The organism is Paraburkholderia atlantica (assembly GCF_009362785.1).
GTDB classification, from domain to species: Bacteria; Pseudomonadota; Gammaproteobacteria; order Burkholderiales; family Burkholderiaceae; genus Paraburkholderia; species Paraburkholderia atlantica.
In genome coordinates this window covers 261,238-281,195 of sequence record NZ_WHNQ01000005.1, presented here as the reverse complement: position 1 = coordinate 281,195, position 19,958 = coordinate 261,238, and the positions used below count along the sequence as shown (strand labels likewise).

Genomic DNA, 19,958 nt, shown 5'->3' with positions numbered 1-19,958 from the left:
AAACATTGCGCCGCACGTTCTCGCGGCAACGCGCGGCATCAACCCTGCGTGCGCACCTTCTTCAACAACGCGGTGGTCGAGCGATCGTGCTCGAACGCAATCGCGAGCGCCTTGCCGCCCCAACCGCGCACGAGCGCCGATTCGGGCAGCGCGTCCATGTCGTAGTCGCCGCCTTTCACGAGCACGTCCGGGCGCAGCGCGGAGATCAACTCGACCGGCGTCTTCTCGCCGAAGCCCACCACGTAGTCGACGCTTTCCAGCGCCGCGAGCAAGGCCATGCGGTCGGCCTCGTTGTTGATCGGCCGGTCGTCGCCTTTGCCGAGCATCCGCACCGATGCGTCGCTATTCACACCGACGATCAGGCACGCGCCCAACGCCTTCGCGTCGGCCAGATAGGTCACGTGACCACGATGCAGGATATCGAACACGCCGTTCGTAAATACGACGGGCGCGCGCAGCGAAGGACGCAGCTTCACCAGGGCATCGCGCGTCAGAATCTTGCGTTCAAAGATGGCGGTCATCGCACGGTCACAGAGTTGGGGAGTTACGGAGTTGCGGGAAGAGGAAGGCCGAGTGCCGCCACGATACACGCTGGGCGGCTCGAAGCAAAACGGTCCGGCAAGCTCACGCTTGCCGGACCGCCATTTGAAACGGTGCTGAAACCGCCCGAGCCGTTACGCTGGTTGCTGCTGCGCCGGGCTTTGTTCGGCGGCTTGCAGACGCGCGACCACTTCCTTGCGATAACGATTCAGTTCCTGCGCGGTGGTGAACGTGCGTTCGAACAGCAGCGACAGGTTGTGCAGAATGCGCTCGACGACCTTCTTTTCCCAGCCGTCGTCGAAACGGATCTGCTCGTCGAGCCAGCGCTCGAGCCATTCCGGGTCCGGCAGACGCGACTGGATCGTGTCGCGCGGGAACAGCGCCTGGTTCACGTGCAGGTTGGTGGGGTGCAGCGGCTTTTCGGTGCGACGCGCCGACGCCATCAGCACGCCGATCTTGGCGAAGGCGGCACGCGCGATGTCACCGGTCTGCGCCATCGCTTTCTTCATGTAGCGCAGATACGCGCCGCCGTGGCGCGCTTCGTCGCGCGAGATGGTTTCGTAGATGTGCTTGATGACCGGTTCGGTGTGCCATTCGGCGGCGCGGCGATACCAGTGATTCAGGCGGATTTCGCCGCAGAAGTGCAGCATCAGCGTTTCGAGCGGCGGCGCGGGATCGAACTCGAAGCGCACCGCGTGCAGTTCTTCCTCGGTCGGGACCAGTTCCGGCTTGAAGCGACGCAGGTATTCCATCAGCACCAGCGAGTGCTTCTGCTCCTCGAAGAACCACACGCTCATGAATGCGGAGAAATCGCTGTCGTGATGGTTGTCACGGAGAAACATTTCCGTGGCGGGCAACGCCGACCATTCGGTGATCGCGTTCATCTTGATCGTCGCGGCCTGCTCGTCGGTCAACAGCGATGCATCGAATTTGTCCCAGGGAATGTCCTTCTCCATGTCCCATCGAACGGATTCGAGCGATTTGTAAAGTTCCGGATAAAGCATGGTGTTCATAGTCCCACCCCTGTTCTGCACATACTGTGTGTGTCTGTTGCTGCTACGTGTAGCCGTTTTTACCTGCGACGAACGGACGTGCCGTTCATCGGCCAAGCATTCAATTTTACGCGTTAATCGGCCGCCCAGAAGCATCGGGCAGCAAAGAAGTCCGGGCTGTTGTATTGGCGCCTGAAGCGTGAATCAGGCGCCGCGGCCAACCGTGGGTGAGGAATACCCTTTGCCTGAGGTCGAGCCAGTCTGGGCGATAACCACACCGTCCAGCCCTGCACCGGTAGCGCCGGCGGCGCATGACGCAAGGGCGGCGGGATTGGTAGTTTTCGGCACACGCCCCAAAGCCAGATCAAGCTTACACAATCATAGCACGCGCCTCCCGCCAAACCCGTGACAGAAGCGGTGCGAGCGCGCTATGGCATTGACTTCTCTCAACAAAATTGGCAATTCACACGCGAGAAAATCGCCGGCGCTGAAATCCGGCGAAAACGTAGGCGATGGGTTGTCCTCGTCATCGGGCACTCATTCGCGGGCGACAGGTGGAGCAAGCGCGGGCTTCACCGCCCTCCTTTTTTCGTTGCTGTCGCTGCCACACCGGGCGCGAGCAAGTTGCCCGCACCGCCCGCTCACGTGGATTTTTTCGGCGTTGCCGCGCTCGTGCCCTCGCCGGACGCGCGTTTGGCCGATGTCGATGTCGCGGCGCGTTTCGCGGCCGGCCGTTTGGCGGCGGGCTTCGCGCTTTGCGCGGCGGCGCCCGACGCACCGCTCGACGGATCGCCGCTCGACGGATCGCCGCCCGACGGATCGCCGCCCGACGGATCGCCAGCCTTCGACGACTCCGGCTTGCCCTGCGTGCCCCCGCCAGCCGCGGCGACCGCGACGGACGGCTGCGTCATCGCGAACTGCGCGATCTGGTTGAACTGCGATTGCAGCAGATTCCACCACGCGGATGCATCGAAAGCGGGCGCGGCGGGCGCTTGCTGTTCGTCGCTGTCGGCTTGAGTGGCGCTTTCGGGCGCGGGCTCGGCGGGTTTCGTCCAGCTCGGCGCCGGCGCAGGGCTCGGGGCGGGGTTCGGTGCGTCACTCGCGGCGGCACCCGACGCGGCAGCCGCCGCCTGCGACATCGACGTTTGCGCGAACGCGCCGAACGCACGCAGCGTCGCGAGCGTCGCGCGTTGCACTTCGAGCGCCTGGATCGCCGACTGCAGCATGCTCAGATTCAGTTTCAGCCATTGCTCGACCGCGCGCATGTCGGTGATGCGCTTGTCGAGCTCTTCGACGCTCGTGAGCGGCGCCATCATGTCGGACATCATCGACAGCGACGGACTCGTGCCGCCACCCGGCTGCGCGCCCGTCATGGCGGCGCCGAACGGCGACAGCCGAATCATGCTCCACATCCGATCGAGCATTTCAGCGGGCGGGAAACCGGGAAAGCCGGGAAAGGGCGGCGCGGAGCCAAGGGTGTCGGTCATGGTTGTCGCCTCGGTACTGGATGACAGGTAGAGCGCGCGACGCCGCGCGCGTTGATTCGATCATACCGTTTGGGGTATGACATCACGATGGTTCGCCGTGACGCGGACGGCCCGCGCCAAAATCCGGCGCGCGCCGCTCGCGCAATGAACTCAAGCCCTCGCGCACATCGGGCCCCGCGAAGCCCATGAACTCCAGTGCGAGCGACGTATCGAACGCCGGTCCCGCCGTGCGCAGCCAGTTGTTCAGCGCGTACTTGGTCCAGCGGATGGCGGTCTGCGACCCGTCGGCGAGCTTGCGCGCGACTTCGAACGCTTTCGGCAGCAGCGCGCTTTCGTCGACCGCGAGCGAAACGAGTCCGATGCGCTCCGCCTCCTCGCCGCTCACCGGCTCGCACAGCAGCAGGTAGTACTTTGCCTTCGCCATGCCGCACAAGAGCGGCCAGACGATCGCCGCATGATCGCCCGCGGCGACACCGAGACGCGTATGTCCGTCGATGATGCGCGCCGTCTTCGCCGCGATCGAGATATCGGCGAGCAACCCCGCGACTAGCCCCGCGCCGACCGCCGGCCCGTGCATCGCCGACACGATCGGCTTGCCGCAGTTGATCACGTTGTAGACGAGGTCGCGCGCTTCGCGCCACACCCGCGTGCGCACGTCGAAATCGTTCGCCATGTCCTCGACGAGCTGCAGATCGCCGCCGGCCGAAAAGCCCTTGCCCTCGCCGCGAATGATCGCGACGCGCGTGTCGGGATCGCGATCGATGTCGCGCCAGATTTCCGCGAGCTCGTAGTGCATGCGTGCGTCCGCGGTCGCGAGGCCGCTTTTATTCGCGCCCTCGCCGCTCATCACGACTTCGAGCACGCCGTGCGGATGACGCTGCAAACGCAGCGACTGGTAGTGCGCGTAGTACGCGTCGTTCGATTGCGATGACTGAGTCATGGTGAGCAGTCCATAGGTGAATCGTTCAGTCGCGCGTGGAACGTCGCGACCGGTTCAATGCGGCTGATAGAGCCACTTGCCATTAGTGATTTCGATCATCACGCGCGCGCGCTGATCGAGCCCGAGATGATCGGCCGCGCTCATGTTGACGACGCCGTTGGTATCCGCGAGGCCGCGGGTTCCTTCGAGCGCGTCGCGCAGCGCGCGGCGAAACGCCGGCGTGCCAGGCGCACCGGTCTTCAACGCGAGCGGAATCGCGTGCTCGAGCAACGCGTCCGCGTCCGACGTGTACGAACCGAACGCCGACACGCTGCCCGCGCCGTGCTGCGCCTCGAAGCGCGCGATGTATTCGAGCGCGAGCCGCCTGGCCGGATGATCGGCCGGCAATTGCGCGGCGACCAGCACCGGGCTAGCGGGCAGGAACGTGCCGTTGCAATCGGCGCCGCACACACGCAGGAAGTCGTTATTGCCGACGCCGTGGTTGTGATAGATGACGCCCTTGTAGCCGCGCTCGCGCAGCGTTTTCGGCGGCAGCGCGGCAGGTGTGCCGGCCGCGCCGACCACCACCGCGTCCGGGTGGGTCGCGAGAATCTTCAGCACCTGGCCGGTCACGCTCGGATCGGTGCGATTGAAGCGCTCGCTCGCCACCACGTCGATGTGATGCAGCTGCGCGAACTTCGCGACCTCGGCATAGAACGTCTCGCCAAGCGCGTCGGCCTGGCCGATGAACGCGATCGTCTTCACGCCGTGTCCGCTTGCATGCTCGGCGATCGCCGAGGCCATCATCGCGTCGGTCTGCGGCGTCTTGAAGACCCAGCGACGTTTCGCATCGACCGGTTCGATGATTTTCGCGGACGACGCGAGCGAGATCATCGGCGTTTCACCCTCGGCGACCACGTCGATCATCGCGAGCGAATTCGGCGTGATCGACGAGCCGATGATCGCGTCGACGTGATTCTCGCTGATGAGTTTCTTGGTGTCCTGCACGGCTTGGGTCGTGTCCGAGGCATCGTCGAGCACGATGTACTCGACGTTCTGCCCGCCGATCTGTTTGGGCAGCAGCGCGACCGTGTCGCGCGCGGGAATGCCGAGCGATGCGGCCGGCCCGGTCAGCGACAACACGAGACCGATCTTCACCTGCGCGAACGATGTCAGCGGCAACGCGCAGGCGAGCGCGGCGCACAGCGTCGCGGCGCGCCGCGCGAAGCGCCGGCCGCGTTGACACGAGCCACGCGCGGTCGTGCGCGCTTCAACGAGTGACGCACCAGCGCGTCGATGTCCAGCTGCGGGGAAGTCCAATCGCGGCATGCTGTCTCCTCACCTCGGGGTTTTCGTTGTGATGTATTGCCGATGTGCTACCGATGCGTTGCTGCACGCTATCTGACATTCGCGCCGTCCCAGCCGGCGCGCCAGTCAGTGTAGCCGCGCGCGCGGGCGGTGGCATCGGGCGAAACCCTTTCGCGCGCGCCACCGCGTCAAAGCACTGCCGCGTGGCCGCCGCGCTTCATTCGAGCGGCGCGATGCCCTGCTCGATCGCACCGAAAATCGACTTGCCCGCGTCGTCGAACATTTCGATTTTCACGGTGTCGCCGTACTTCATGAACTCCGTTTGCGGCGCGCCGTGCTCGATCGTTTCGAGGCAGCGCTTCTCGGCGATACAGCAGTAGCCGCGCTTCGCGTCCTTGTTCGACACCGTGCCCGAACCGACGATCGAACCAGCACGCAGATTGCGCGTTTTCGCCGCATGCGCGATCAGCTGACCGAAGTGAAACACCATATCGGTACCCGCGTCGGGCTGGCCGACCTTCCTGCCGTTCCAGTGAACGATCATCGGCCGATGCACGCGGCCTTCGCGCCAGTGTTCGCCGAGCTCGTCGGGCGTCACCGCGACAGGCGCGAACGACGTGGCCGGCTTGCTCTGGAAAAAGCCGAAGCCCTTCGCGAGTTCGGCAGGGATCAGGTGGCGCAATGACACGTCGTTGACGAGCGTCACCAGTCGCACGCCGCGCAGTGCCTGCTCGGGCGTCGAGCCCATCGGCACATCGCCGGTGATGACCGCAACTTCAGCCTCGAAGTCGATGCCGTACGCTTCCGATGCGCATACCACGTCGTCGCGCGGGCCGATGAAGTCGTCGCTGCCGCCCTGGTACATCAGCGGGTCGGTCCAGAATTCGGGCGGCATTTCCGCACCGCGTGCGCGCCTCACGAGTTCGACATGATTCACGTAGGATGAACCGTCGGCCCACTGGAACGCGCGCGGCAGCGGCGCCATGCATTCCTTCGCGTCGAACGAAAAGCTGTTGCGCGCGCGGCCCTGGTTCAGCGCATCGTAGAGGTCGTGCAGTTGCGGCGCGTAGAAGGCCCAGTCGTCGAGCACGCGCTGCAGCGTGGGCGCGATCGCGTCGGCGATGGCCGCCGTGTGCAGGTCGCGGGACACGACGATCAGTTGACCGTCGCGCGTGCCATCCTTCAGCGAGGCAAGTTTCATAGAGCTGTGAACCGTGTATTAGTGACGATGGAAGGAATCTATTCTACGATGGTGAATCGGCGCGGCCCAATATGTGCGTGTTCCTCGTCGTTGTCACTGTAACTACCGCCACTACGCGCCTCTTGCGATTAACGAACGCGCTGCCCGCGCCCTTTTGCACATGTCCGCCAACGCCCGCTCCGGCACGATCCGCACCCGCACCGACTCCGCGCCCGCCGACGATCTACTCGACCAGGCCGATGCCACCGACGCAACCAGCGCCGATGACGAGACCGGCGAACCCGGCGAAGAAAAACTGCGCTCGGGCATCCAGTCGATCGAGGTCGGTTTCAGGCTGCTCGACGTGCTGACTCACGAGCCGCGCGCGATGATGCTGCGCGATCTCGCGCAGCGCGCGGGCATGAGTCCGGCGAAGGCGCATCGGTATCTGGTCAGCTTTCTGCGCCTCGGCGTGGTCGCGCAGGACCCGCTTTCGGGCCGCTATGAACTCGGCGGCTTCGCGTTGCAGCTGGGGCTCGCGCGGCTTGCGCGAGTCGACGGTGTGAAGCTCGCGCGCATCGCGCTCGCCGAGTTGCGCGACCGGCTCGATCTGACGGTCGGCATCGCGGTGTGGGGCAATCAGGGGCCGACGATGGTGCACTGGATGGAGTCGAGCTATCCAGCCAAGGCATCGTTGAAACTCGGCGACGTGATGCCCTTGCTCAGTTCCGCGACCGGCCTGCTGTTCGCAGCCTACCTGCCGTCCGGCAAGACCGCCGCGATGGTCGAGCGCGAGCTGGCCGACTCGCGGCGCTCGTCGTATAGCGGCGCGCCGCGCACCCGCGAAGACGTCGACAAGGTGCTCGCCGAGGTGCGCGAGCACGAGGCCGCGCGCGTCGAAGGCATGCTGCTGCCGACGATCCACGCGTTCTCGATGCCGGTGTTCGATTCGACCGGCGAACTCGCGCTCGGTCTCGTCGCGCTCGGTCATGAAGGCGCATTCGACATCCGCTGGGGCGGCGAGATCGATACCGCATTGCGCGAATGCGCGCGCAAGCTGTCGTACGAACTCGGCTATAGCGCGACGCCGCGTAGCGACAACGGCTGATACGCGCCAATCCTTTCAAGCTCTCAACGATTCAAGCGCCGATGGATTTTGCTTCCGCCCACCGCCGTCGTGATCGCCTTCCCGCTTTTGGCAGCGGGCCGGGAAGCGGGGCGCGCGCGGGACGCTGGATCGCGGTGCTCGTGGCCGTGGCGGTCGTGCACTGGATCGCGGCGCAATGGTTCGAACGCAATCGCGTGGATCTGAATCCGGCGAATCACGAGCATGTGCCGGTGCAGGTCGCGCTGCTGACGCCCGAGAGAGTCGAGCGTCAACCGGCACCACAGCCGGCCGCGCCGGCAGCGCACCCGCCCGCGCCCGTACGCAAGCCCGCGGCGCATCCGCCGCGCGAGCCGCATGCGCTGACCGCGTTGCAGCCGGCTAAACGGAACGAGGCGGCGGCCACGCCGGCATCGGAGGTCGCTTCAAGCGCGCCACCCGCGGCCGCGAGCGCGAATGCGCCGGTCAATGCCAACGCCAGCGGCGCCGCCGCGAGCGCCCCTGGCGCGGCCAGCGCGCCGCAAGCGTCGCAGGGCGTGAAGTTTTCGGTGCCGCCGTCGGCCGAACTCGACTACGACACGTTCTACAACGGCGTGCGCAACGCGCCCGGCACGATCCATTGGGCGAGCAATGGGCAACGCTACGAAATGGTCGTATCGGTGCCGCTGCCGTTCGTCGGTCCGTTCGTGTTTTCGAGCCACGGCGGCATCGATGGCTTTGGCCTCGCGCCGGCGCAGTACAGCGAAAAGCGTGGCCGTCGTGCGGAAGACATCGCAATCTTCAATCGCAGCGACAAGAAGATTGCCTTCACGCGCACGCCCGCCTCGCTGCCGTTACCGGACGGCGCGCAGGACCGCTTCAGCGTCGTGATGCAACTCGCCAGCCTCGTGCGCGGCGATCCCGACGCCTATAAGCCCGGCGTGACGCGACAGTTTTTCGTCGTCGATTCCGATAGCGGCGAGAACTGGCCGATCGAGACGATCGGCGACGAATCGATCCGCGCGGCGCAGGGCTATCTGCAGACGCGTCATTTCAAACGTCTGCCTCGGCACGATGGCGACCAGCGCCGCATCGACGTGTGGCTCGCGCCGTCGCTCGGCTGGCTGCCCGCGCGCATTCTGCAGACGGAGCCGAACGGTACCCAGTTCGAGCTGGTGTGGCGCGGCAAGCTGAATGTCGATGAGGCGTCGCCACAGGGTGCCACGCCCGCAGTCCCTTCTGCCACGAGCCCTGCAACGCCGGCACCCGCCGACGCATCGGCAGTAACGCCCGAAGCCGCCCCCGCCGCACCAGTCGATTCAACCGCTCCAACAGTCATCAAACCGTGACACTTCTGGTGACACAGTGTCACGAGCAGAACCGCCCGAGATCGGCGAAACTTACTTTGCGACGCTCACTCGCACGTCAATGGCGCCTCCGTTTGCGCGAACGGGGCGACCCACCACGTTTTTTCACTGCGTTTCCTTTAAAGGAGTCTGCATGCAAGTGAACATCAACGGTATCGAAACACGCTACGTGCTGAGCAACGAAGGCGGCGGCCCGTGGCTCACGTTCATCCATCAGCTGGGTGGCGATCTTTCCGTCTGGGATCAGATGGCCGGCTATTTCCGCGACGATTACACGGTGCTGCGCTACGACGTGCGCGGCCACGGCCACAGCGCGGTCGCGCGCGAGCCGTTCACCATGCGCGATCTGGCCGACGATCTCGCCAAACTGCTCGATGCGCTCGGTGCGCCGACGACGCACGTGGTCGGCCTGTCGCTCGGCGGCATGATCGCGCAGCAATTTGCGCTCGACCATCCGTCGCGTCTCGACACGCTGACGATCGCCGACAGCACCGGCGGCACTCCGCCCGAAAACCGCGAGTTGTGGAATCAGCGCGCCCACACCGCTCGCAGCGACGGCATGGAGGCGCTGTTACCGTCGACGATCGCGCGTTGGCTCACGCCCGACTTTCAGGCCGGGCATCCCGAAGCGGTCGAGCCGATCCGTGAGGCATTTGCGCGCACCCCGCCGGAAGGTTTCGCGATGGCCTGCGAGGCGCTACGCGATTTCGACCTGCGCGGCAAGCATGGCGCGATCCGCTTGCCGACGCTGACGGTGGCCGGACGTCACGATACGGGCACGCCCCCTGCTGCTACGCAGGCAATAGCGCAGGCGATCGAGGGCGCCCGCTTCGAGCTGCTGGACGCCGCGCATCTCGCGCCCGTCGAGCAATCTCACCGTTTTGCCGCGTTGCTTGAATCGTTTCTGGAGCGGCGAGTCTAACCGTCAGGTCCGGAGTTTTTTTACTTGCGTCGTCCGGACCCACCCCTTGAATTCCATCCCCCATGCTCCACCTATGTTGCAGAAAAGGGCAGGAGCCCAACGGAAATAAGGAGTGTCGCCATGCAAATGATCTATAACAGCCCTAACTACTGTGTCGTCGAGTTTCCTCCGCAGGAAGGTCAGCTGGCCATGAAGTCGGGCGGCTACGAGATTGTTGACAAGAACATGCAGCGCGAAATCTACATCGACGGTGCAATGGCGGCGCGTTTTCGCGAGCATGTGCAAAAGCTGATCGAAGGCGAGCCGACGCTCGACGAGGTCGACGAATTCCTCGGCCAATTCGACAGCTTGATGCACCAACCAGTGGTTCTTCATTGACCGGAGGGGTTTAGCTGGCGCTCAGGCGACATCGGTCGACCGCGCCGCACGGCTTTGCCGCGCGGGTTCATCTGGCGGTCGGCGGCAACGAAACAGCCCGGCAGGCTTTGGCTTGCCGGGCTATTTTTTATTGCTTCGTTTGTTAGCGCGTTCCGAATTGCTGACACGGCGCATTCCTATCGGTCGATTTTGCCGGCCGCGCCTCACCCCCTCCCGCTCGCCGGGCGCATCCGCGCGGCAGCGGCTACAATGACAGGCTTTCCGCCAACGCCGGCGCAAGCCCTCGTCCGCCATGACCCAGCCTGCTCAATCCATCACGCCAGTCCGTTCCGAGCCCGCCTATACCCGCGGCGCAGCGCTGCCCGCGCTGCTGAACTCGCGCATCCTGATCCTGGACGGCGCGATGGGCACGATGATCCAGCGCTACAAGCTCGACGAAGCCAGCTATCGCGGCGAGCGCTTCAAGGACTACCCGCGCGACATCAAGGGCAACAACGAACTGCTGTCGATCACCCAGCCGCAGATCATCTCCGAGATTCACGAGCAGTATCTGGCGGCGGGCGCGGACATCATCGAGACCAATACGTTCGGTGCGACCACGGTCGCGCAGGCCGACTACGGCATGGAGTCGCTCGCCGTCGAGATGAACATCGAATCGGCGAAGCTCGCGCGCGCGGCGTGCGACAAATACGCGACGCCGGACAAGCCGCGCTTCGTCGCCGGCGCAATCGGCCCGACGCCGAAAACCGCCAGCATTTCGCCGGACGTCAACGATCCGGGCGCGCGCAATGTAACGTTCGACGAACTGCACGCCGCGTACTACGAGCAGGCGAAAGCGCTGCTCGACGGCGGCGCGGACCTGTTCCTCGTCGAAACGATCTTCGACACGCTGAACGCGAAAGCCGCACTGTTCGCGCTCGACGAACTGTTCGAAAACACCGGCGAGCGTCTGCCGATCATGATCTCGGGCACCGTCACGGATGCGTCGGGCCGGATCCTGTCGGGCCAGACCGTCGAGGCCTTCTGGAACTCGCTGCGTCACGCGAAGCCGCTCACGTTCGGCCTGAACTGCGCGCTCGGCGCGGCGCTGATGCGTCCGTACATCGCCGAGCTCGCGAAGCTGTGCGACACCTACGTGTCGTGCTATCCGAACGCTGGTCTGCCGAATCCGATGAGCGACACCGGCTTCGACGAATTGCCCGCGGATACCTCGGGCCTGCTGAAGGAATTCGCCGAAGCGGGGCTCGTGAACATCGCGGGCGGCTGCTGCGGCACGACGCCCGAGCACATCGCGGCGATCGCGAAGGCGCTCGCCGAGTTGAAGCCGCGCAAGTGGCCGAGCCAGTATCGCGACGCGGCCTGAGCCGGCCTCACGCACTTCACCCCGACGCCCAGCACGCCCAGCACGCCCAGCACGCCCCTTAACGCACGCACCCGACTCGCACATACGCCATGACCGATCACACCATGCGCCTTAGCGGCCTCGAGCCGTTCAACGTCACGTCCGGGACGCTCTTCATCAACGTTGGAGAACGCACCAACGTGACCGGCTCGAAAGCGTTCGCGCGAATGATCCTGAACAATCAGTTCGACGAGGCGTTGGCCGTCGCGCGCCAGCAGGTCGAGAACGGCGCGCAGGTCATCGACATCAACATGGACGAGGCGATGCTCGATTCGAAAGCGGCGATGGTGCGCTTCATGAATCTGATCGCGTCGGAGCCGGACATCGCGCGCGTGCCGATCATGATCGACTCGTCGAAGTGGGACGTGATCGAGGCGGGCCTCAAATGCGTGCAGGGCAAGGCGATCGTCAACTCGATCTCGCTGAAGGAAGGCAAAGAGCAGTTCATTCACCACGCGAAGCTGATTCGTCGCTACGGTGCGGCCAGCGTCGTGATGGCCTTCGACGAACAGGGCCAGGCCGATACGTTCGCGCGCAAGAAGGAAATCTGCCGGCGCTCGTACGAGATCCTCGTCAACGAAGTCGGCTTCCCGCCCGAAGACATCATCTTCGATCCGAATATCTTCGCGATCGCGACCGGTATCGAGGAACACAACAACTACGCAGTCGACTTCATCGAAGCGACGCGCTGGATCAAGCAGAACCTGCCGTACGCGAAGGTGAGCGGCGGCGTGTCGAACGTATCGTTCTCGTTTCGCGGCAATGACCCGGTGCGCGAAGCGATTCACACCGTGTTCCTCTATCACGCGATCCAGGCGGGGATGGACATGGGCATCGTCAACGCCGGTCAGCTCGGCGTGTATGCCGAACTCGATCCCGAACTGCGCGAGCGCGTCGAAGACGTCGTGCTGAATCGACGTGAAGACGGCACCGACCGTCTGCTCGAAATCGCCGACAAGTTCAAGAGCGGCGCCGCGAAGAAGGAAGAGAACCTCGAGTGGCGCAACCAGCCGGTCGAAAAGCGTCTCGCGCACGCGCTTGTGAGCGGCATCACGACCTTCATCGTCGAAGACACCGAGGAAGTGCGCGCGAAGATCGCTGCCGAGGGCGGCCGTCCGATCAACGTGATCGAAGGCCCGCTGATGGACGGCATGAACATCGTCGGCGACCTGTTCGGCCAGGGCAAGATGTTCCTGCCGCAGGTCGTGAAGTCGGCGCGCGTGATGAAGCAGGCGGTCGCGCATCTGATTCCATTCATCGAGGAAGAAAAGCGCCAGCTCGCGGCGGCCGGCGGCGATGTGCGCGCGAAGGGCAAGATCATCATCGCGACCGTCAAGGGCGATGTGCACGACATCGGCAAGAACATCGTGTCGGTCGTGCTCCAGTGCAACAACTTCGAAGTGGTCAACATGGGCGTGATGGTCCCGTGCAACGAGATCCTCGCGAAGGCGAAGGTCGAGGGCGCGGACATCGTCGGGCTGTCGGGCCTCATTACGCCGAGTCTCGAAGAGATGGCCTACGTCGCGTCGGAAATGCAGCGCGACGACTATTTCCGCGTGAAGAAGATTCCGCTGCTGATCGGCGGCGCGACGACCTCGCGTGTGCACACCGCGGTGAAGATCGCGCCGCAGTACGAGGGTCCGGTGGTCTACGTGCCGGACGCGTCGCGCTCGGTGTCGGTCGCCTCGAGCTTGCTGTCCGACGAGGGCGCCGCGAAGTACATCGACGAGCTGAACGCCGATTACAACCGCATCCGCGATCAGCACGCGAACAAAAAAGCGCAGCCGATGGTCACGCTCGCCGAAGCGCGCGCCAATAAGACGAAGATCGACTGGGCGGGCTATCAGCCCGTCAAGCCGAAGTTCATCGGCCGGCGCGTGTTCAAGAACTTCGATCTGAACGAGCTCGCGAACTATATCGACTGGGGTCCGTTCTTCCAGACGTGGGATCTCGCCGGCCCGTATCCGGCGATCCTCAACGACGAGATCGTCGGCGAATCGGCGCGGCGCGTGTTCTCCGACGGCAAGTCGATGCTCGCGCGCCTGATTCAGGGCCGCTGGCTGCAGGCCAACGGCGTGATCACGCTGTTGCCGGCCAACACGGTGAACGACGACGACATCGAAATCTACACGGACGAATCGCGCACCGAAGTCGCGCTGACGTGGCGCAATCTGCGTCAACAGAGCGTGCGGCCGGTGGTCGACGGGGTGATGCGGCCGAACCGCTCGCTCGCCGACTTCATCGCGCCGAAGGGCTCGGGCGTCGCCGACTACATCGGCATGTTCGCGGTGACAGCGGGCCTTGGCGTCGACGTGAAGGAGAAGCAGTTCGAGAAGGATCTCGATGACTACAGCGCGATCATGCTGAAGGCGCTCGCGGACCGGCTCGCCGAAGCGTTCGCCGAAGCGTTGCACGCGCGCGTGCGGCGCGACCTGTGGGGCTACGCGAACAGCGAAAACCTGTCCAACGACGAGCTGATCGCCGAAAAATACCGCGGTATCCGCCCGGCGCCAGGCTACCCGGCCTGCCCCGATCACCTCGTCAAGCGGGACATGTTCGAGGTGCTGCAGGCGAATGAAATCGGTATGAGCGTGACCGAATCGCTGGCGATGCTTCCGGCGGCGAGCGTGTCGGGCTTCTACCTCGCGCATCCGGACAGCACCTATTTCTCGGTCGGCAAGATCGGCGCGGATCAGCTCGACGACTACGCACAGCGGATGTCGCTCACGAAAGCGGACGCCGAGCGCGCGTTGGCGCCGTTGCTTTGAGCGTTAAGCGACGCATGGCCCGGCCGTGAGGCCGTGGGCCATGCCTGCGCGACTATATCGAGTTCGAAAGACCGAAGATTTGGCGCCACGGCAATTTCGGCTTTGTAGACTGAGTCGGCTTTCATCCCGTCAGGCGCGAGCACAACGCGCCGGCTCATCGAGATTGCAACCGTCAACGGAGAAAATCGTATGAAGATGCTGACACTGTTATTGACCGCTGTTTCACTGGCCGCGGGCGCTTCCGTGGCGCTGGCGCAACCCGCCGCGCCGGGCGGATCGAGTTCGGTCAGCTCCTACTCGCCCCCCACCGAGGCGCATGTCAAAAAGGCGAAGAAGCAAAAGATGAAGAAAGGCGAGGCAGCGTCGGCGGCCTCCGAGAGCCAATGAGCGGCACGGCTAATAAAACCTTCTGAATGGCAAAGAGCCCGCGTCGAGCGGGCTCTTTTCTTTGCGTGCGCCAAAAGAGCGCTTACGAAAACCTTGGGGGTCCGGGCCGCGGCGCTCGGGACCCAGCAGAAATCAAATCCCCCAGACGATGTCCGCGTTTTCCTTCTGTGCCGCGCGCAGCATGTCGAGGAACGGATACGCACGCTGCGCGAGACCGGGCGGAATCTCGTGACGATCGCGGCCGTCCTCGCCCTCGTGGAAATGGCCCTCGTGCTCGGCGCGCTCCTGCTTGTCGGACGTGATCGCCGCTTCGAGCTTTTCGATGGCCGGGCCCAGTTCGTCGTGAGTGATGACGCCCCGCTGCCCAAGGCGTTTGCCGACAATGCCGACCAGATACTGCGCCAGATTCTCCAGCATCATCACGTCCGGGCAGGCGTGGCACTTGAAAGTAATCAGCATGACTGTTCCCTTTTTCGTTATGTCGGGTGAGCGCACGAGCGTCCCAAGGGCGGCAACTGCGCGCGCCTGACGTGGCGCCGGCAAGGCACGGCGGCCACACCCCTCGCGGGCAACTCATTGAACATATTAGCACCTGCTAAAATCCGTCTGAACGGAAAAGCGCGCCGCCCGGCGCCACGTACGGCGAGGCTCGACGAGCATCGCGCACGTGCAACCGGGGGCGTCGAATCATCGGCCGCAATCCGCATACCGCGCGAGCCTGTGCAACGGCAAGCCGCCGTGCGGAGTCCACCGCGTTGCGCCGCTTGCGTTGCTTGCGTTGCGGGTCGTCGCATTGCCTCGGAGACGCTCTGCCGGCGGCGCAGCGATCCGCGCCGCCAAGCGCGGCCACGCTCCACGCTTGCGACACCGGCCGCGGCCGGCGCCTCTTCCGCCTTACCGGATTGCCTCACTGGACTTGCAACAAGCATGCTGCCCGCACATAAACACACACTCGAAACACTGCTCGCCGACACGGTGAAGCAGGTCGCGACCGCCACGCAAGGCGCGACCGAAGCCGCTTTCGTCTCGCCCGCCATCGCGCTGGAGCGCCCGAAAGTCGCCGCGCACGGCGACGTCGCGTGCAACGTCGCGATGCAGCTCGCCAAGCCGCTGCGCGCCAATCCGCGCCAGCTCGCGCAACAGATCGTCGAGGCGCTGCTCGTCAATCCGCAGGCCAAGGGCCTGATCGATACCGCCGAAGTGGCTGGCCCCGGCTTCATCAACCTGCGCCTCACGGCCGCGGCCAAGCAAGGTGTGATCGCCGCCGTGTTCGCCGAGAAAGACGCGTACGGCCGCTCGCGGCGCGACGCTGGCAAGCACGTGCTGATCGAGTTCGTGTCCGCCAACCCGACCGGCCCGCTGCACGTCGGCCACGGCCGCCAGGCCGCGCTCGGCGACGCGCTCGCGCATGTGCTCGAGTCGCAAGGCTGGGACGTGCATCGCGAGTTCTACTACAACGACGCCGGCGTGCAGATCCACACGCTCGCGCTGTCGACCCAGGCACGCGCACGCGGCCTCGCCCCCGGCGACGAAGGCTGGCCCGCTTCGGCCTATAACGGCGAGTACATCGCCGACATCGCGAAGGACTATCTGAACGGCATCACGGTCGAGGCGAGCGACGGCGAGCCCGTCACCGGCGCGCGCGACGTCGAAGACCTCGAGGCGATCCGCCGCTTCGCCGTCACGTATCTGCGGCGCGAGCAGGACATGGACCTGCAGGCGTTCGGCGTTAAGTTCGACCAGTACTACCTGGAATCGTCGCTGTACACGGAAGGCCGCGTCGAGAAAACCGTCGACGCGCTGATCGCCGCTGGCAAGACCTACGAGCAGGAAGGCGCGCTGTGGCTGCGCACCACCGACGACGGCGACGACAAGGACCGCGTGATGCGCAAGACCGACGGCACCTACACGTACTTCGTGCCGGATGTCGCCTATCACGTCGCGAAGTGGGAGCGCGGCTTCACGAAGGTCATCAACGTGCAGGGCTCGGATCACCACGGCACGATTGCGCGGGTGCGCGCCGGTCTGCAGGGTCTCGGCATCGGCATTCCGAAGGGCTACCCCGACTACATCCTGCACAAGATGGTCACGGTCATGCGCAACGGCGAAGAGGTGAAGATCTCGAAGCGCGCGGGCAGCTACGTGACGGTGCGCGATCTGATCGAATGGTCGGGCGGCGCGACGCCGGGCTCGGAAGCGGCCGTCGATCTGATCGACGAGGAAACCATTCGACGCGGCCGCGATGCGGTGCGCTTTTTCCTGATCTCGCGCAAGGCGGACACCGAGTTCGTGTTCGACATCGACCTCGCGCTGAAGCAGAACGACGAGAATCCGGTGCATTACGTGCAGTATGCGCACGCGCGCATCTGCTCGGTGATCGCCGAGTGCAACGCGCGCTACGGCCTCGACGAGAGCGCACTCCCTAGCGTCGATCTCGCACCGCTCGCGAGCGAGCGCTCGATGGCGCTGCTCAACAAGCTCGCCGAATTCCCGGACATGCTGCAGCACGCCGCCGACGAGCTCGCGCCGCACGCGGTCGCGTTCTACTTGCGCGAACTCGCCGGCGAATTTCACTCGTTCTACAATGACCGTGCCGAGCGCGTGCTCGTCGACGATGCGGCCGAACGCAACGCTCGCGTCGCGCTGCTCGCGGCCACGCGCCAGGTGCTGGCCAACGGTCTCGCGACGATCGGCGTCTCCGCTCCCGTCAAGATGTAACTCCTCCAGCGTAATATGCGCGCGGCCGTCGCTATAATCGGCGGCCGTTCCTGGATTCTTTTTGCAGGTGATTCGTACGATGGCAAAACCACGCCGCACAACAAAGCAATCGAAGCAAACCGGGGGCACTTTTCTCGGCATCGTGCTGGGCCTGATCGTCGGCCTGGCGATCGCGGTAGTGGTGGCGCTGTATATCACCCGTGCGCCTACGCCGTTCGTGTCGAAGGTCGCGCCGCCCGCGCCAACCGACAACGGCGCGAGCCAGGCGCAATACGATCCGAACCGTCCGCTGCAAGGCAAGACGCCGGGCCAGCCGGTGCCGCAGGCCGCGCAACCCGCACCGCCGAACACCGCGCCGGGCCAGACCAACGCGCAGACCCAGTCGGGCATGCTCGAAGAACCGCAGATCGTCGAAGTGCCGCCGTCGGGCGGCAACGCGAATAACAACGGCACGGCGGTCGCGCCGAATCCCGCGCAAGAAAACGGCGCCGGCGGTATCGTCGCGCCGGCACCGGCGAAGAAGCCGCAGACCTCGAGCGCGCCGGCCGCCACTGCGGCAGGCTCCGCGCCGAAGAGCTCGAGCGCGACCACCCTGGCCAACGTCAAGCCTGGCTCGGCTGCGGCGCCCGCGCCCGCGCCCGCGCCTGCACCGGGCGACGCGAACACCGGCTACTTCCTGCAGGTCGGCGCGTACAAGACCGCCGCCGATGCCGAGCAGCAGCGCGCGCGCCTCGCGTTCCAGGGCTTCGAATCGAAGGTCACGCAGCGCGATGCCGGCGGCGTCACGTACTACCGCGTGCGCATCGGGCCGTTTTCGAAATTCGAGGACATGAATTCGAGCCGTCAGCGTCTGTCGGACGCGGGTGTCGATACCGCGGTGATCCGCTTCACCAAACAATAAATAAACGGTAATGCCGGCCCGCGCGGCGCGTCGAACTATCGGCGCGGCGCGCGAGTCACAAGCACGATGGCCGCTTCGACCTGTATTGTGGCGGGCGACCAGACCGAATCCCACCAGCGGTGAGGGGCCTTTCGCATGGCGTCGCCGCGCTACCGCCTTATCCGGGTCTACACGACATGAAAAAACTGCTGAGCATCCTGTTCCTCTCGCTGGGCCTGATCGCGGCCAGCGCGCATGCGTCGCCGACCGCGCCGGTCGCCGGCAAGGACTACACCGTGCTGGCCTCGCCGCAACCTACCGACGTGCCGGCCGGCAAGATCGAAGTCATCGAATTCTTCTGGTACGGCTGCCCGCACTGCAATGAATTCAACCCGTTCCTCGAAGCGTGGGTCAAGAAGCAGGCCCCGGACGTCGTGTTCCGCCGCGTGCCGGTCGCCTTCCGCGACGACTTCATCCCGCACTCGAAGATGTTCCACGCGCTCGACGCGCTCGGCCTCGCGAACGAACTGACGCCGAAGGTCTTCAACGAAATCCACGTCAACAAGAACTATCTGCTGACGCCGGAAGACCAGACCAAATTCCTCGCGAAGTTCGGCGTCGATCCGAAGAAGTACATGGAAGCGTACAACTCGTTCTCGACGCAAAGCGCGCTGCAGAAGGACAAGAAACTGCTCGAAGGGTTCAAGATCGACGGCGTGCCGACGCTCGCCGTGCAGGGCAAGTATTTGACCGGCCCGGCCGCGACCGGCAGCCTGCCGGGCACGATCCAGGTGCTCGACTACCTCGTCTCCCAAGTCCGCGCCAAAAAGATGTAATCACGAGGCGCCGGTATGACCTCTCCGCTGAAGGTTTTCATTACCGGCGCTTCGAGCGGCATCGGCCTCGCGCTCGCCGGCGAATATGCACAACGCGGCGCGATTCTCGGCCTCGTCGCCCGCCGCGGCGACGCGCTCGCCGCGTTCCAGCAGTCCCATCCCCAGAACACCGTCTCGATCTATGCGCTCGACGTGCGCGACGCGGAAGCGCTCGCCGATGCCGCTGCGCGCTTCATCGCCGAGCACGGCCTGCCCGACGTCGTGATCGCCAATGCCGGCATCAGCCGCGGCGCGCTGACCGGTCACGGCGATCTGCGCACGTTCCGCGAGGTGATGGACATCAATTACTTCGGCATGGTCGCAACGTTCGAGCCGTTCGCCGCCGCAATGGCGAACGAAAAGCGCGGCACGCTGGTCGGCATTGCGAGCGTCGCCGGTGTGCGCGGCTTGCCGGGCTCGGGTGCATATAGCGCGTCGAAGTCGGCGGCGCTGAAGTATCTCGAAGCGTTGCGCGTCGAGATGCGGCCGTTCGGCGTCGGTGTCGTGACGATCGCGCCCGGCTATATCCGCACGCCGATGACCGAGCACAATCCATACAACATGCCGTTCCTGATGGACGCCGACCGCTTCGCGGCGAAGGTCGCGCGGGCGGTCGAACGGCAGACGTCGTTCGGGGTGTTTCCGTGGCAGATGCGCGTGGCCGCGATGTTGCTGCACGTGCTGCCGCGCTGGCTCTACGACCGCGTGTTCGAACGCGCGCCGCGCAAGCCGCGCGCCGCCACCGAGTAAG

General features: G+C 65.0%; 17 protein-coding genes and 1 pseudogene. 11 read left to right on the top strand and 7 right to left on the bottom strand.

Annotated features, from left to right (window positions below):
* Positions 1–38: 38 nt before the first annotated feature.
* The 6 genes from rfaE2 to GCT19_RS09930 all read right to left on the bottom strand — a co-directional run bounded on the left by rfaE2 (position 39) and on the right by GCT19_RS09930 (position 6,447).
* Positions 39–521 (bottom strand): D-glycero-beta-D-manno-heptose 1-phosphate adenylyltransferase, encoded by a 483-nt coding sequence (rfaE2, locus tag GCT19_RS09955; protein ID WP_152851779.1) that lies wholly within the window; start codon positions 519–521, stop codon positions 39–41.
* 153 nt (positions 522–674) lie between these two features.
* Positions 675–1,553: a ferritin family protein gene (locus tag GCT19_RS09950; protein WP_013088232.1), complete on the bottom strand. Its 879-nt coding sequence runs from the start codon at positions 1,551–1,553 to the stop codon at positions 675–677.
* A gap of 620 nt (positions 1,554–2,173) precedes the next feature.
* Complete coding sequence (locus GCT19_RS09945; RefSeq protein WP_152851778.1) at positions 2,174–3,019, bottom strand: PhaM family polyhydroxyalkanoate granule multifunctional regulatory protein; 846 nt, start codon at positions 3,017–3,019, stop codon at positions 2,174–2,176.
* A gap of 82 nt (positions 3,020–3,101) precedes the next feature.
* Positions 3,102–3,959: an enoyl-CoA hydratase/isomerase family protein gene (locus tag GCT19_RS09940; RefSeq protein WP_152851777.1), complete on the bottom strand. Its 858-nt coding sequence runs from the start codon at positions 3,957–3,959 to the stop codon at positions 3,102–3,104.
* A 54-nt stretch (positions 3,960–4,013) separates the two neighbouring features.
* Complete coding sequence (locus tag GCT19_RS09935) at positions 4,014–5,267, bottom strand: ABC transporter substrate-binding protein (protein ID WP_152851776.1); 1,254 nt, start codon at positions 5,265–5,267, stop codon at positions 4,014–4,016.
* 196 nt (positions 5,268–5,463) lie between these two features.
* Positions 5,464–6,447, bottom strand: coding sequence for a fumarylacetoacetate hydrolase family protein (locus tag GCT19_RS09930; RefSeq protein WP_013088227.1), 984 nt, complete (start codon positions 6,445–6,447; stop codon positions 5,464–5,466).
* Between the two features lie 160 nt (positions 6,448–6,607).
* On the opposite strand from GCT19_RS09930, the gene GCT19_RS09925 reads away from it, so the two are divergent.
* From GCT19_RS09925 to GCT19_RS09895, 7 genes and pseudogenes are all read left to right on the top strand, one after another.
* The gene (locus tag GCT19_RS09925; protein ID WP_018436794.1) at positions 6,608–7,534 is read left to right on the top strand and encodes an IclR family transcriptional regulator; all 927 of its coding nucleotides are present in this window, start codon (positions 6,608–6,610) and stop codon (positions 7,532–7,534) included.
* A 41-nt stretch (positions 7,535–7,575) separates the two neighbouring features.
* On the top strand, positions 7,576–8,859 hold the full coding sequence (locus tag GCT19_RS09920) for a DUF3108 domain-containing protein (RefSeq protein ID WP_152851775.1): 1,284 nt from the start codon (positions 7,576–7,578) through the stop codon (positions 8,857–8,859).
* 151 nt (positions 8,860–9,010) lie between these two features.
* Positions 9,011–9,799: an alpha/beta fold hydrolase gene (locus tag GCT19_RS09915; protein WP_018436796.1), complete on the top strand. Its 789-nt coding sequence runs from the start codon at positions 9,011–9,013 to the stop codon at positions 9,797–9,799.
* Positions 9,800–9,919: 120 nt separating this feature from the next.
* Positions 9,920–10,177 carry a BTH_I0359 family protein gene (locus tag GCT19_RS09910; protein ID WP_013088223.1) on the top strand — a complete coding sequence of 86 codons (258 nt, stop codon included), beginning with the start codon at positions 9,920–9,922 and terminating at the stop codon, positions 10,175–10,177.
* 292 nt (positions 10,178–10,469) lie between these two features.
* Positions 10,470–11,540 carry a homocysteine S-methyltransferase family protein gene (locus GCT19_RS09905; protein WP_013088222.1) on the top strand — a complete coding sequence of 357 codons (1,071 nt, stop codon included), beginning with the start codon at positions 10,470–10,472 and terminating at the stop codon, positions 11,538–11,540.
* Between the two features lie 80 nt (positions 11,541–11,620).
* Positions 11,621–14,347: pseudogene (gene metH, locus GCT19_RS09900) on the top strand (methionine synthase); the annotation flags it as partial.
* A gap of 189 nt (positions 14,348–14,536) precedes the next feature.
* Complete coding sequence (locus GCT19_RS09895) at positions 14,537–14,734, top strand: hypothetical protein (RefSeq protein WP_018436798.1); 198 nt, start codon at positions 14,537–14,539, stop codon at positions 14,732–14,734.
* Between the two features lie 132 nt (positions 14,735–14,866).
* Here GCT19_RS09895 and GCT19_RS09890 read toward each other — a convergent pair whose 3' ends face one another.
* The gene (locus GCT19_RS09890; protein ID WP_013088219.1) at positions 14,867–15,193 is read right to left on the bottom strand and encodes a DUF1840 domain-containing protein; all 327 of its coding nucleotides are present in this window, start codon (positions 15,191–15,193) and stop codon (positions 14,867–14,869) included.
* Between the two features lie 468 nt (positions 15,194–15,661).
* Between GCT19_RS09890 and argS the strand changes: the two genes are divergently transcribed.
* The 4 genes from argS to GCT19_RS09870 all read left to right on the top strand — a co-directional run bounded on the left by argS (position 15,662) and on the right by GCT19_RS09870 (position 19,957).
* Complete coding sequence (gene argS / locus GCT19_RS09885; RefSeq protein WP_152851774.1) at positions 15,662–17,452, top strand: arginine--tRNA ligase; 1,791 nt, start codon at positions 15,662–15,664, stop codon at positions 17,450–17,452.
* 61 nt (positions 17,453–17,513) lie between these two features.
* Entirely contained in the window at positions 17,514–18,353 is an 840-nt protein-coding gene (locus tag GCT19_RS09880) for an SPOR domain-containing protein (protein ID WP_152851773.1), read from the top strand.
* 176 nt (positions 18,354–18,529) lie between these two features.
* The gene (locus GCT19_RS09875) at positions 18,530–19,168 is read left to right on the top strand and encodes a thiol:disulfide interchange protein DsbA/DsbL (protein WP_152851772.1); all 639 of its coding nucleotides are present in this window, start codon (positions 18,530–18,532) and stop codon (positions 19,166–19,168) included.
* A 15-nt stretch (positions 19,169–19,183) separates the two neighbouring features.
* Positions 19,184–19,957, top strand: coding sequence for an SDR family oxidoreductase (locus GCT19_RS09870; RefSeq protein WP_152851771.1), 774 nt, complete (start codon positions 19,184–19,186; stop codon positions 19,955–19,957).
* The last annotated feature ends 1 nt before the right edge of the window (position 19,958 follow it).